The following is a 13,554-nucleotide window of genomic DNA, read 5'->3' on the forward strand; positions in this document are numbered from 1 at the left end:
CTAGTCCAGGTCGAAGCGCTTGGTGTCAGCGTTGAGTTCCTTATTGTCCTGATCCGGGTTGTCCTGGTCAGCCGCGGGGCGGTCAAAGACGGTTACCTCGTATTCACCCGGCTCCAGGGCGACGGTGAATTCGAAGAGGCCGGGGGAGCCCGGGCCCTCATCCAGCCCCACGGTCCCGCTTCGGTGCGGCTTGAGGTCGGCGCCGACCACCTCATCGATCCGCCAGTACAGCACGGCGTCGTCGGAGACACCGCTGCCGGATACGGTGATTTCTGGCTGGTCGCGAACCTCGCCATGCTGCGGCTCGATCACCCAGATTGGGGCCATCAGCGCCGTGTCACGCTGCATTTGGCCGCCCAATTCGATGTGACCAAAGGCGTTGAACCCGGTCTCCCCGTCGACCAGGATCACCACGCTGCTGGGATCGCCGCCGGACACGAGCCCCGAGCTGGCGGCCGCCGCGGTGGCTGTGTAGACGAGCTGCTGCACCGCACGGTACGCGGAGCCCTCATCGATCCGCGTGCCGAACGCATCACGGGACATGTCGACGGTGATGATGTTGCCGGGAGAAATTGACGCGCTGACTGTGCCGGCCGGTGACCACGGGCCGAAGTAATCAGGATCCAGGGGTGCGCTGGTGGTCATGGCCTGCACCGCCGCGGCGATCGGATCCCCGCCCTGCTCACCTTTGAGGAACTCGCGGTACAGCAGGATGCTGCCGTTGTTGTCGCCCATCCAGTAGACGGGTAGCAGGTTGCCGCCGGTGGCTGTGGCGGGTGGGACCGCCGAGTGGGGGACCGACGTCGGGCCCGTCACGGTGCTCGCCTGTGCGGGAAGGGACGTCGCGGCGTCGGTGCCGTCCACCGGGGTGCAGCCGGTCAGGCCGAGACCCGCCAGCGAGAGCAGTGCCGTCGCCGTTAGGGCCCGCCCCCGTCCGCGCCGATGATCGCCAGGCTGAAAGGACCACTCCATCTGCGTCCTGTCCTTTCCCTGTGCCGCGCATCCATGTTGAAGGTCGTCGCCCGCGGTAGTGCGCTGGAGCAACGTCTTCCAGCTTTACATACGCCCACCGGGCCCAGACGGGGTGTAGCCAAGTCGTCACAGGACTGAGACAGTATTGAAACCGTGCCGTTGCCCGGTAGTGACCAACTGCTTCCTGAGCACGCCAATGGGCCACCGATCCGGCGGATCAGCCAGGAGTGGAAACTCCTCGGGAGGGGAACAGGTGACGTAAGATTGGCTGCGGACGGTCGTGCCGTCAGTTACCGATTCAAGGAGAGATGGAAGGCCGCGAAGGCCGATTATATGACCGATTCTTCAGTTGGCATTAGCGCAGTGGGTCTGGACACAGTGGTGATCCACTTCGATTCGACGGAACAGATGGTTCAGGCGTTGGGAACGAACGATGAAGCCTTGCGGCTGATCGAGAGCACCTTCGTGGGGGTCAACCTCCATGTCAGGGGCAATGAGCTGTCCATCACGGGACCTGCCGTGGACGTGTCACGCACGGAACGGCTGATCTCCGAGATCCGCACCCTCGCCGCGAACAACACCACAGTCAATCCGCAGGTTCTCCGGCAGCTCCTCTCGATGCTGAAGGACCAGTCGGTCAGCAGCCCGTCAGACGTGCTGACCATGAACATCCTCTCGTCCCGCGGCAGGACCATCAGGCCCAAGACGCTCAACCAGCGCGACTATGTCGAGGCCATCGACCGGCACACAGTAGTGTTCGGGATCGGCCCGGCCGGTACCGGCAAAACCTATCTGGCCATGGCCAAGGCCGTGCAGGCTCTGCAGCACAAGGAAGTCAACCGGATCATCCTCACCCGCCCGGCGGTGGAAGCGGGGGAGCGGCTGGGGTTCCTGCCCGGCACCCTCAGCGACAAGATCGACCCGTACCTGAGGCCGCTGTACGACGCCCTCCACGACATGATGGACCCCGACACCATTCCCCGGCTGATGGCTGCGGGCACCATCGAGGTGGCCCCGCTGGCCTACATGCGCGGGCGCACCCTCAACGATGCGTTCATCATTTTGGACGAGGCGCAGAACACCACGCCCGAGCAGATGAAAATGTTCCTCACCCGTCTCGGCTTTGGCTCCAAGATGGTGGTCACCGGCGACATCACCCAGGTGGACCTCCCCGGTGGGACCAACTCAGGCCTCCGCGTGGTCAGCGAGATCCTCCAGGGTGTCGACGACGTCAGCTTCCGCACCCTCGACGCCTCCGACGTCGTCAGGCACCGGCTGGTCGGGGACATCGTCACGGCCTACAGCGTCTGGGACGAAAACCAGCGGGCGTCGACTGCCCGCGACCACCGCGGACCGCGGGCACACGCGGGAGGCAAGGCATGAGCATCGAGGTCAACAACGAATCGGGAATCGACGCCGACGAGGAGAATTTGGTCCGGTTGGGACGGTTCCTGCTGGACAGCCTGTATGTCCACCCCGAGGCGGAGCTGTCCATCATTCTCGTCGACACGGTAGCGATGGAGAAACTCCACATCGAGTGGATGGACGAGCCGGGCCCGACTGACGTCCTGTCCTTCCCGATGGATGAGCTCCGCCCCGGGACCGCTGGCCGGCTAACCCCGGCCGGGGTTCTCGGCGACGTGGTCCTCTGTCCCGAGGTGGCGCAGGACCAGGCCGCGAAAGCCGGCCATTCCACCGGCGAGGAACTGCTCCTGCTGACCACCCACGGTGTACTGCACCTGTTGGGGTACGACCACGCTGAACCCGACGACGAGGCCGAAATGTTCGGCCTTCAGCGTCGCCTGCTGGCCGATTATCTGGGCGGAAAAGCGCCCGAGGAGACAGTCAGTTGATCATTTGGGTCCTCGCACTCATGGCGTTGGTGTTCGTCCTTGTCGCAGCTCTGGTGACGGCCGCCGAGGCTGCCTTCAGTTACCTGCCCCGCCAGGAGGGCGAAGAGCTGCTGCAGGGCAAATCCGGGCGCGCGCTGGAGGGTATCCTCGCCTCGCCCATAGCCCATATGCATGCGCTCCGGTTCTGGCGTGTCTGGTTCGAGATGGCTGCCGCAGTGGCGGTCGCGATCCTCTTCCACGACATCCTCGACAACGTGTGGATCGCCGGGCTCTTGGCCACCGCCACCATGGCGGCAGTCGGGTTCGTCCTGGTAGGGGTGTCCCCCCGCCAGCTGGGCCGCACCCATGCCAGCACTGTGGTTCCCGCCACGGCCGGACTGGTCCGGTTTCTGTGCGGAGTCCTCGGACCGGTACCGCGCTGGCTCGTCGCCCTCGGCAGCTCCATCACCCCAGGAGCGGCACGCGCCGAGGCGGCCTTCTTCACTGAAGAGGAATTCCGCGAACTGCTCTCGCGTGCCAACGACGCGGAGATGATTGAGGACAGCGAGGCGGAACTGATCCACTCGGTGTTTGAGCTGGGCGACACCAAGGTGCGGTCGGTCATGGTGCCGCGCACGGACATGGTATCCATCGAGACCGGCTCAACCCTGAAACAGGCGATGTCCCTGTTCCTCCGCTCGGGCTACTCCCGCATCCCTGTCATCGGCGACAGCGCCGACGACATCATCGGCATTCTCTACCTCAAGGACGTCGTCGCCCAGCTGCACGGGCCCGATGAGCGCGATGCGGACCCGGTGGACGGCGTCTGCCGTGCGGTGCGTTATGTCCCCGAATCAAAGCCTGTGAGTGATTTCCTTCAAGAACTGCAACGCGAATCCACCCACGTCGCCATCGTCATCGACGAGTACGGCGGCACGGCGGGCCTCGTGACTCTCGAGGATCTGATCGAGGAGATTGTCGGCGAAATCGTCGACGAGTACGACTCCGAGGTGCCCGAGCTGGAACCACTCGGCAACGGCGAGTACCGGATCAGCTCCCGGATGGGCATCGACGACCTGGGCGAAATCTTCCACGTCGACCTCGAGGACGATGAGGTGGACACGGCCGGCGGCCTGCTCGCGAAGACCCTTGGCAGGGTGCCCATCGTGGGCAGCGAGGTCACCGTCGGCAGTATCGGCCTGCGCGCTGAACGGGTTGAGGGCCGCAGAAACCGGGTATCGCACATCATTGTGTGGAAGCGGGAGCCCGCGCACGACGACGACGGCCGGGACCGAAATCCCGCACAACTTCAAGGACACGGCGGAACATCATGAGCGAACGCAATCACCGGGCCGGGTTCGTATCCCTGGTCGGGCGCCCGAATGCTGGCAAATCGACACTGACCAACGCGCTGGTGGGACAGAAGGTTGCCATCACCTCGTCCAAGCCGCAGACCACCCGGCACACCATCAGGGGGATCGTGCACCGGGAGGACTCCCAGCTGATCCTCGTTGACACGCCGGGCCTGCACCGGCCCCGCACTCTCCTGGGCCAGCGACTGAACGACCTCGTGGCGGACACCCTCGCCGAAGTGGACGCAATCGGTTTCTGCATCCCCGCCAACGAGCCGATCGGGCCGGGCGACAAGTTCATCACCGCGCAGTTGTCCCGCCTGCAGCGGAAGCCGCTGATCGCCGTCGTCACCAAGACCGACCTGGTGGACCGTGCCGCCCTGACCCGTCAGCTGATGGCTGTCGTGGCCCTTGGCGAGGAAGTGCTCGGCGAGGCCGGCTGGGCGGACGTGGTCCCGGTCTCCGCGGCCGACGGGTTCCAGGTCGAGACGGTGGGCGACGTATTCGCGTCCCACATGCCAGAATCCCCGCCCCTGTACCCGGGTGGCGCGCTGACCGACGAACCGGAGGCCGTCATGGTCGCGGAACTGGTCAGGGAAGCAGCCCTGGAGGGTGTCCGCGATGAGATGCCGCACTCGTTGGCCGTGGTTGTCGATGAGATCGTTCCCCGGGAAGGCCGCAGCGCTGACAACCAGCTGCTCGACGTCCGGGTGAACCTTTTCGTTGAGCGCTCCTCCCAGAAGGCAATTATCATCGGCAAGGGCGGCGCCCGCCTCCGGGAGGTCGGCACCAACGCGCGCAAGAGCATCGAAGCCCTGTTGGGTACGCGGATCTACCTCGATCTGCACGTGAAAATTGCCAAGGACTGGCAGCGCGACCCCAAGCAACTGGTACGGCTGGGCTTCTAGACCGGGCACTACCCGGCACCAGCAGTCGTTGACTGAGAGAAGCCGGGACTGGTTTGCTTTGCCACAGTCCACCAGCCACAATTGACCGAATTCTTCGAAAGGGCCGCACCCTATGAGTCGTCCATCCGCCGATGCTGGCCACCCCGCTGAGGGTGCTGCGGCGTCTCCGGGTGGGCGCCACCTCGGCCGGCCGGCCTCCCAGACCCTCCTTAAGGTCATTGCCGCAGCCCTGGCCACGATCCTCGTTGCCGGTGCAGGGTTCGCCTCCGTCCAGCTGATCAGGCTGCAGGGCAACGTGGTGACCCAGCCGCTAAACCTGAGCACCGACCAGGACGACGACGACACTGCGAACATCGACAGGGACCCGGTGCAAATCCTGATCCTGGGGACCGATACCCGGGAAGGCTCCGAGAACGCCGCGTACGGCGGCGAGGAATTCACCACGGAGACCGGCAACTCCGACGTCATGATGCTGATGCACCTGTCAGCTGACCGGGAGAACGTCACGATGGTCAGCTTTCCCCGTGACCTTCTGGTGCCGCTTCCGGCCTGCCTCGACCCGGAAACCGGCACGCTCAGCCCGGCGCAGGACCTGGCGATGCTCAACGGGGCGCTCGGCAATGGCGGGCCCGGCTGCACCGTCGCCGCGATCAACGAACTGACGGGCCTGAAGATCGACCACTTCATGATGGCCGATTTCAAGGCAGTGAAGGAACTCTCCTCGACCCTTGGCGGTGTCGAGGTGTGCGTGAACCAGGCGATCGAAGACACCTACTCAGGCCTCAGCCTCCCCGCTGGCACCTCCGAGGTGGAGGGTGAACAGGCGCTGGCCTTCCTGCGGACCCGCCACGGGTTTGCAGACGGCGGCGACGAGGGCAGAATCCGGGCACAACAGTCGTTCATGGCGTCGATGGCCCGCAAAATCACCGAGGAGGGAACCCTCAACAACCTTCCCCGGATGTACGCCATCGCCGAAACCATTACCAAAAACCTCACCGTCGACGACGGGCTGAGCCAGATTCCCGATCTGCTGCGCCTGGCCGATCGCCTGAAGGACGTCGACCTGGCGAAGGTGGCGTTTGTGACGATGCCCGTCCTGCCCTACGAGCCCGATCTGAACCGGCTGATCCCTGACGAGGAACGCGCCGCTGAACTGTTCGAGACCCTCGTGGACGACCGCAGCATCATCGACGCCGCGGACCCCGAGCCCTCAGCCTCACCCGAGCCGTCAGCCTCGGGTGACGCGACGCAGGAGGCCGGCGACGAGCCGTCCGCCGAGCCGGAACCAGACTTCGATCCCGCAGCAGTCCCGTTCACCGTCATCGACTCCTCAGGCGAAACCGACCGGGGTGAGGAAATCCTGGAGCTGTTGCAAGGTGAGGGCTACACCCAGACAGTGGTCAGCGAGGACACCGAAACGCCAGCGACCCAGCTGTTCGTCGGCCCCGGCTACGAGGCGATCGCGGCATCAGTAGCGGAACTGTTCGGGCTCGCCGAGGTGCAGGTGCTGGCCAGCCCGGCCACCGTAGGGCTCGCCCTCAGCGTGGGCGCCGACTTCACCAGCGGCAGCACCGTCACGACGGAAGGGCTGCCGCCCGAACTCTCAGGCCAGACTGCTGACCAGGTGACCTGCCAGTCATCGTTCGGCTCGTAGCAACTACCAGATCCGCACCCGCTGGTCGGGTTCCAGCCACAGCTGGTCTGCCTCAGTCACGCCAAACGCGTCGTGGAACGGATCCAGGTTGCGGACCACCTGGTTGCACCGGAACTCGTTGGGGGAGTGCGGATCGACAGTAAGCCGGCGCAGGGCCTCCTCGGCGCGGATCTTCTGCCGCCAGCACTGGGCCCACGAGGTAAAGAAGCGCTGCGCGCCGGTCAGGCCATCGATGACGGGCGGTTCAGCGCCGTCCAGGCTGAGCAGGTAGGCGCGGTAGCCGATCGACAGGCCGCCCAGGTCTCCGATGTTCTCACCAAGGGTGAGGTTGCCGTTGACAGTGTTCCCGGGAGCCTCGGCGGGGCTGAGCTGGTCATACTGCTCCACCAGACGCGCAGTGAGCGCGTCGAAGGCGGCCCGGTCCTGGTCGGTCCACCAGTTGTCCAGCCGCCCGCTTCCATCGAACTGCGAACCCTTGTCATCAAACCCGTGCCCGATTTCGTGGCCGATCACTGCGCCGATCGCTCCGTAGTTGACCGCCGGATCGGCGTCGACGTCGAAGAACGGTGGCTGCAGAATGGCTGCCGGGAAGACGATCTCGTTCATGGTAGGCATGTAGTAGGCGTTGACGGTCTGCGGTGTCATCAGCCAGTTGCCCCGGTCGATCGGTCCGCCCAACCGGGCGAGCTGACGATCCAGTTCAAAAGCCGTCGCGCGGCGGACATTGCCGTAGGTGTCGCCGTCGATGATTTCCAGTTCCGAATAGTCGATCCACTGATCGGGGAAGCCGATCTTGGTGTGGAACTGCTCAAGCTTGGCGAGGGCCCGCTCCTTGGTTGCTGAGGTCATCCAGTCGAGCGAGGTGATGCTCTCCCGGTAGGCGGCCAACAGGTTTTCGACCAGCCCCAGCATGATCGCCTTGTGGGTGGGTGGGAAGTGGCGGTTCACGTACTCGCGTCCGACGGCTTCACCGACGGCCCCCTCCACCAGCGCCACACCCCGCTTCCAGCGGTCCTTGATCTGCGGTGTGCCGCTGAGGTGTGTGCCGTAGAAGGCGAAGGCCGCGTCGACGAACGCGCGGCTGAGGTACCCGGCTGAGTGCAGCAGCACCCGGGTGGTGAGCCAGCTCTTCCAGACCTCCAGGTCAACCGAGGCCAAGAGGCTGTCGACGGCGGCCAGGTACTCGGGCTGGCTGACGATCAGTTCGTCGATGCCGTCGGCGTTGCGGGTCAGGGTCTTCAACCACTGGCCGCTGAAGGGCGCCAGTTCGACGACGGCGTCCAGGGTCAGCAGATTGTAGGTAGCTTGTGGGTCACGCCGGGTGACCGTGTCCATGTGGGCAGCTGCAAGCTTGGTTTCCAGGTCGAAGACGGCGGCGGCCCGGCCCTCGGCGTCGTCCACTCCCGCCTCCCTGAGCAGCGCGACCAGGAGAGCCCGGTATTCGGTCCTCGAGGTGTCGAACTTGTCCTCCCGGTAGTAGGACTCGTCGGGCATGCCCAGCCCCGACTGGTAGAGGTGCAGCATGTACCTCTCGGGGTTGCCAGCATCGTTGCTCACGTAGGGCAGCGCGAGCCCGGCGATACCGGTCCGGGACAGCTCGGCGTCCAGGGTGACCAGGGCCGCCGTCGACTCGACCGCGTCAATTCTTTCCAGCAGGGGAGCCACCGGCTCCGCCCCCGCCCGCTCAATGAGGACCTCGTTCATGAAGGACCCGTACAGCGCCTTGATTTTGAAGTTGTCGCCGGACGGATCAGGCGTCGCCGCCGCGTCTTCAATGATTTGGCGCACGGCCAGTTCGGCGGCATCCCGGAGCTGAGTGAAAGCACCTTCCAACGGCCGGTCCGACGGAATATCGGTGGTGCTCAACCAGCCACCGTTGACGTGCCGGAACAGGTCGTCCTGAACCCTAACCTCGGTGCCGGTTGCCGTGTGGGTGGTCCCTGCCGATGCCATGGTGATCCTAACTGGTGGGGTGAATTCGAGTGTGCCAAGAAGTGAAATCGATCCGGATTCCATCCTATGCTCCATGCTAGGGTGGGCTTGTGCGTGCAGAACTGCTCCTTCTTAGCTGCCGCGGCGGGGCCAGAACGACTAGGTAGTCATTCAAGACACAGTCAAGGCCGACTCCCCGCTGCGGAGTCAGTGATGCCCGGCCCAGTCCTGAAGATCCCGGCTCAGAGTCGTCGCGAAGCGGCCCCGGAGTCTTCCCCAGAACCTCCACAGAACAGGCCAACCATCATGCGCAACGCACAAAAACCCTCCGGAATGCCGTTCCACAAGTACACGCCGTTCCAGGACCAGATCACCGTCGAGCTGCCTGACCGGACCTGGCCCGACAAGGTCATCACCAAGGCTCCCCGCTGGTGCGCTGTCGACCTGAGGGACGGGAACCAGGCGCTGATCGACCCGATGAGCCCTGAACGCAAGCACAAGATGTTCGACCTCCTGGTCCAGATGGGCTACAAGGAGATCGAGGTGGGTTTCCCCTCAGCCTCGCAGACCGACTTTGACTTCGTCCGCCAGCTGATCGAGACGGACCGGATCCCCGACGACGTCACCATCCAGGTCCTCACGCAGGCCCGGGAGCACCTGATCGAGCGTACCTACCAGTCGATTGAGGGCGCCGATCGTGCCATCGTCCACCTGTACAACTCGACCTCGGTCCTGCAGCGCCGGGTGGTGTTCAACCAGGACAAGGACGGCATCATCGACATCGCGCTGACCGGGGCGCGACTCTGCAAGAAGTTCGAGGAGACCCTGAGGAACACCGAGGTCACCTACGAGTACTCGCCCGAGTCCTTCACCGGCACGGAGCTGGAATTCGCGGCGCGGATCAGCAACGAGGTAGCAGTGGTGCTGGAAGCCAGCGCAGACCGCCAGATGATCCTGAACCTACCCGCAACCGTCGAGATGGCCACCCCCAACGTGTATGCCGACTCGATCGAATGGATGTGCCGGAACCTGGACAACCGGGAGAACATCATCCTGTCCCTGCACCCGCACAACGACCGCGGGACCGGCGTCGCCGCGGCCGAGCTCGGCTACCTGGCGGGCGCTGACCGGATCGAGGGCTGCCTGTTCGGCAACGGCGAACGCACCGGCAACGTTGACCTGGTGACACTGGGCATGAATCTCTACGGACAGGGTATCGACCCGGAGATCGACTTCTCCGACATTGACCACATCCGGCGGACGGCCGAGTACTGCAACCAGCTCCCCGTCCCCGAGCGTTCACCGTACGGAGGCGACCTCGTGTTCACCGCCTTCTCCGGCTCCCATCAGGATGCCATCAAGAAGGGCTTCGAACGGATGGAGGCCGACGCCGCCGAGGCCGGCAAGACCGTCGAGGACATCCCCTGGGCCGTGCCCTACCTGCCGATTGACCCGAAGGATATTGGGCGCAGCTACGAGGCAGTGATCCGGGTCAACTCCCAGTCCGGCAAGGGCGGCGTCGCCTACCTGCTGAAGAACGAGCACAGCCTGGACCTGCCGCGACGGGCCCAGATCGAGTTCTCCGGGGTCATCCAGCGCCGTACCGACACGGCTGGCGGGGAAATTACCGGGGCCGAGTTGTGGAAGGTCTTCCAGGACGAGTACCTGCCCAGCCGCGCCGGGGGCGCTGGCACCTGGGGACACTATGCCCTCACCAGCGTCAACACCGCTACCGGGGAAGACGACTCCCTCAAGCTCACCGCGTCCCTGCTGGTGGACGGCGTCCAGCAGCGGCGTTCCGCCGAGGCCAACGGCCCGATTGCGGCGCTACTCTCCATCCTGGGAGAGGACGGGGTCGACGTGCGGGTCCTGGACTACACCGAGCATGCCCTGTCCGCCGGGGGCAACGCCCGCGCGGCAGCCTACGTCGAGTGCACCATCGGGGAACGTGTCCTCTGGGGGGTCGGCATCGACTCCAACACCACGATGGCCGCGCTGAAGGCAGTCATCTCAGCTGTGAACCGTGCCATCAGGGACCAGCAGCAGGCCAGCTAGCACTACCGGTGGGGCATTACGCCGCACGGGGGCACCGGTCAGGGGGCGCGCCCCCACCGATGCCCCCGTGCGGCGCAAGTGGTGCGAAAATGGAACGGTGTCCTCGTCCTTTGCCTCCCGCACCTACCGCGCCGAAGGCGTCGTGCTGCGTACCCATAAACTCGGCGAAGCCGACCGGATCATCGTCTTCCTCACCAGGGATCACGGACAGGTCAGGGCCGTGGCCAAGGGTGTGCGCCGCACCAGCAGCAAGTTCGGTTCGCGGTTGGAACCCTATATGACGGTTGACCTGCAGCTGGTGGCCGGACGCAGCCTCGATGTCGTCACCCAGGCGCAAACGAAGGGCGCCTACGGCCACGGAATCGCCGCCGACTACGGCAGGTACACGGCTGCCGCGGCGATCGCCGAAACCGCTGAGCGCCTCACCGACGCCGACGGCGAATCCTCCGGAGCCCAGTACAACCTCATCGTCGGGGCCCTGTCAGCCCTGAGCCGGGGACTGCACGCACCCGAGCTGATCCTCGACTCCTACCTGCTACGTGCCCTCGCCACGGCCGGTTGGGCGCCAAGCTTCACCGACTGCGCCCGCTGTGGGGTCCCCGGGCCGCACTCCGCCTTCTCGGCGCCGCTGGGTGGGGGAGTGTGCCCTGACTGCCGTCCACCAGGGGCCGCGTCGCCGTCGGCCGAATCGATGGAACTGCTCGCCGCGCTGCTTTCCGGCAATTGGGAAACAGCTGACGCTTCCGGCCCGCAGTCCCGCCGGGAGGCTGCCGGCCTGGTTGCGAGCTACCTGCAGTGGCACCTTGAACGAGTCGTCAAATCCCTCAAACTAGTGGAGCGTCAGTGAAGTCAGGACCGACAGTCAGTTCAGGACCGACAGCGAATCAGGACGAACAGTGAATCAGGACCGACGAACCGCCGGCCCTACACGCCCGTGGCCACACCCCTCGGGCGAAACGGCTCCGGCCATCCCTGCGCAGTTCGTGCCCAAGCACGTGGCGATTGTGATGGACGGGAACGGCCGGTGGGCCAACCAGCGCGGTCTGCCCCGTACGGAAGGTCACCGGGCCGGGGAGGCGGCACTGCTCGATGTGATGGCCGGGGCCATCGAGATAGGGGTGAAGCACGTGTCCGTCTACGCGTTCTCCACCGAGAACTGGAAACGCTCACCGGACGAGGTGCGGTTCCTGATGGGGTTCAGCCGGGACGTCCTGCGCCGGCAGCGCGACCAGCTGGACGCCTGGGGTGTCCGGATCCGGTGGTCCGGACGACGTCCCCGGCTGTGGCAGTCGGTGGTGAAGGAACTGGAGGTGGCTGAACAGCAGACCCTCGGCAACACCACCTGCACCCTCACCATGTGCGTCAACTATGGGGGGCGGGCGGAAATCGCCGACGCTGCCCGTGCCATCGCCGAACAGGTTCAAGCCGGCAAGCTGCGGGCGTCCGCCGTGTCGGAGAAGACCATCCAGAAGTATCTCGACGAACCCGATCTCCCCGACGTCGACCTGTTCCTGCGGACTTCCGGTGAGCAGAGGTTCTCCAATTTCATGCTGTGGCAGTCTGCCTACGCGGAGATGGTGTTCATGGACGTGCTGTGGCCCGACGTCGACCGCCGGGTGTTGTGGCGGGCGATCGGCGAATACGCGGGCCGCGACCGCCGCTTCGGCGGGGCGGTCGACCAGTCTGCTGCCGCCCCCCGCTAGCTTCGGCCGACCAGTTCCTGGCAGCGCAGCCAGCCGTCAAGGGTCAGGTACACCTTGCGACGGACCGGTTCCTTGGAGAGCAAGACGTCGTGCAGTGCGCCCTCATAGCGGCAGACGGTCACGTTCGGGCCAAGCTGGAGGGCCCGCTGGGTCATCAGGGTCACGTCGAGGACACTGTCCGAGGTGAGCATCGCCTCGCTCCAGACCGGGCTCACCGAGGAGCGGGTCGAGGCCAGGACCAGGACCGGGACGCCGATGTCCAGCCCCCGGCGCACCTGGGCATGCCCGGCGAGGACCGCGGCCACCCAACCCGCCCTGATCGGGAAACCGAACTCGGGGCGCCACAGGGGATGGATGTCCCAGTCGCCGTCGCCGGTATTACTGATGCTGCGCCAGTAGAATCCGAACTCCGGAAGCTTCAGCCGGGCCTTCGGCCTGAACCGGGTGATGGGATCCAGGAGGCCCTGGGTAGCGCCGCGCAAGATCGCGCTGCCCTGCACATCCAGCCAGGGACTGTTCAGGATCAGGCTGGCAACCCGGCCGGGATTGCGGTGAGCCCACAGCGAGGCGATGAGTGCCCCAGTGGAATGCGCCATCAGGTGCACCTTCACCGGCACCGCAGCCCCCTCCCGTTCACGGATGTGAGTCGCCAACGCCCGCAACGCAGCATCGATGTCGTCGTCATACTCGGCGAGATTCCCGACATATCCGGGGGTCTGCCAGTCGCGGAGGCTGCGCCCGTACTTGCGCAGATCCACCGCGTAGAAGGCGACTCCGCGCGCGGCGTAGAACTCGGCGAGGCCACGGTGAAGGAAATAGTCACTCCAGCCGTGCACGTAGAGTACTGCGGTGACAGTGGTCGGCTCAGCGGAGACTGGTTCGTCGATGCTCGCCGGTCCGCGGCGGCGGAGCAGGCGATCCAGCAGGCCCGGCCACCAGCCACCGGCCCGAGAGTGCGCCGGCGTCGGGTGTTCGGGCAGCAGGGTCTCGATTGCCGGGGAAGTGTAAGACACCAGCGTCGCGACGCACGGGCCCTCGTCGTCGGCGCCGAGCGGCAGGTCGGCGCAGATGAACCCGTGTCCTAGATAGTCCGGTTTCCAGATCAGCCCCATCCCAAAACTGTAACCGTTGGCACCGTTGCAGGCG

The 13,554-nt window shown here is 65.4% G+C and carries 11 protein-coding genes; 8 read left to right on the forward strand and 3 right to left on the reverse strand.

Translation table 11 applies throughout. The features are described from left to right. A complete protein-coding gene (locus HMI58_RS09270; protein ID WP_171619220.1) occupies positions 1-972 on the reverse strand; it encodes a GerMN domain-containing protein in 972 nt (323 codons plus the stop codon). 333 nt (positions 973-1,305) lie between these two features. On the opposite strand from HMI58_RS09270, the gene HMI58_RS09275 reads away from it, so the two are divergent. The 5 genes from HMI58_RS09275 (at position 1,306) to HMI58_RS09295 (ending at position 6,718) form a co-directional block, all read left to right on the forward strand. Then, positions 1,306-2,355 carry a PhoH family protein gene (locus tag HMI58_RS09275; RefSeq protein WP_171619222.1) on the forward strand — a complete coding sequence of 350 codons (1,050 nt, stop codon included), beginning with the start codon at positions 1,306-1,308 and terminating at the stop codon, positions 2,353-2,355. Further along, a complete protein-coding gene (ybeY, locus tag HMI58_RS09280; protein WP_171587350.1) occupies positions 2,352-2,825 on the forward strand; it encodes an rRNA maturation RNase YbeY in 474 nt (157 codons plus the stop codon). The genes HMI58_RS09275 and ybeY overlap by 4 nt, the downstream gene beginning before the upstream one ends. Further along, on the forward strand, positions 2,822-4,138 hold the full coding sequence (locus HMI58_RS09285; protein WP_171619224.1) for a hemolysin family protein: 1,317 nt from the start codon (positions 2,822-2,824) through the stop codon (positions 4,136-4,138). The genes ybeY and HMI58_RS09285 overlap by 4 nt, the downstream gene beginning before the upstream one ends. After that, on the forward strand, positions 4,135-5,064 hold the full coding sequence (gene era / locus HMI58_RS09290) for a GTPase Era (protein WP_171587348.1): 930 nt from the start codon (positions 4,135-4,137) through the stop codon (positions 5,062-5,064). Before HMI58_RS09285 ends, era begins: the two co-directional genes overlap by 4 nt. Positions 5,065-5,176: 112 nt before the next feature. Then, positions 5,177-6,718: an LCP family protein gene (locus HMI58_RS09295; RefSeq protein WP_171619226.1), complete on the forward strand. Its 1,542-nt coding sequence runs from the start codon at positions 5,177-5,179 to the stop codon at positions 6,716-6,718. A gap of 3 nt (positions 6,719-6,721) precedes the next feature. Here HMI58_RS09295 and HMI58_RS09300 read toward each other — a convergent pair whose 3' ends face one another. Then, positions 6,722-8,671: a M13-type metalloendopeptidase gene (locus tag HMI58_RS09300; protein ID WP_171619228.1), complete on the reverse strand. Its 1,950-nt coding sequence runs from the start codon at positions 8,669-8,671 to the stop codon at positions 6,722-6,724. Positions 8,672-8,956: 285 nt separating this feature from the next. On the opposite strand from HMI58_RS09300, the gene leuA reads away from it, so the two are divergent. The 3 genes from leuA to HMI58_RS09315 all read left to right on the forward strand — a co-directional run bounded on the left by leuA (position 8,957) and on the right by HMI58_RS09315 (position 12,408). Further along, entirely contained in the window at positions 8,957-10,705 is a 1,749-nt protein-coding gene (gene leuA / locus HMI58_RS09305; protein WP_171587345.1) for a 2-isopropylmalate synthase, read from the forward strand. Positions 10,706-10,802: 97 nt separating this feature from the next. Further along, on the forward strand, positions 10,803-11,552 hold the full coding sequence (recO, locus tag HMI58_RS09310) for a DNA repair protein RecO (RefSeq protein ID WP_171587344.1): 750 nt from the start codon (positions 10,803-10,805) through the stop codon (positions 11,550-11,552). A 49-nt stretch (positions 11,553-11,601) separates the two neighbouring features. Beyond that, the gene (locus tag HMI58_RS09315; protein ID WP_171587343.1) at positions 11,602-12,408 is read left to right on the forward strand and encodes an isoprenyl transferase; all 807 of its coding nucleotides are present in this window, start codon (positions 11,602-11,604) and stop codon (positions 12,406-12,408) included. Here HMI58_RS09315 and HMI58_RS09320 read toward each other — a convergent pair. Then, a partial coding sequence (locus HMI58_RS09320; protein WP_318779171.1) for an alpha/beta hydrolase occupies positions 12,405-13,554 on the reverse strand: 1,150 nt, incomplete at its 5' end. The two genes, HMI58_RS09315 and HMI58_RS09320, sit on opposite strands and share 4 nt — an antisense overlap.

Source organism: Arthrobacter sp. 147(2020), assembly GCF_013116715.1.
Lineage (GTDB): Bacteria > Actinomycetota > Actinomycetes > Actinomycetales > Micrococcaceae > Arthrobacter_D.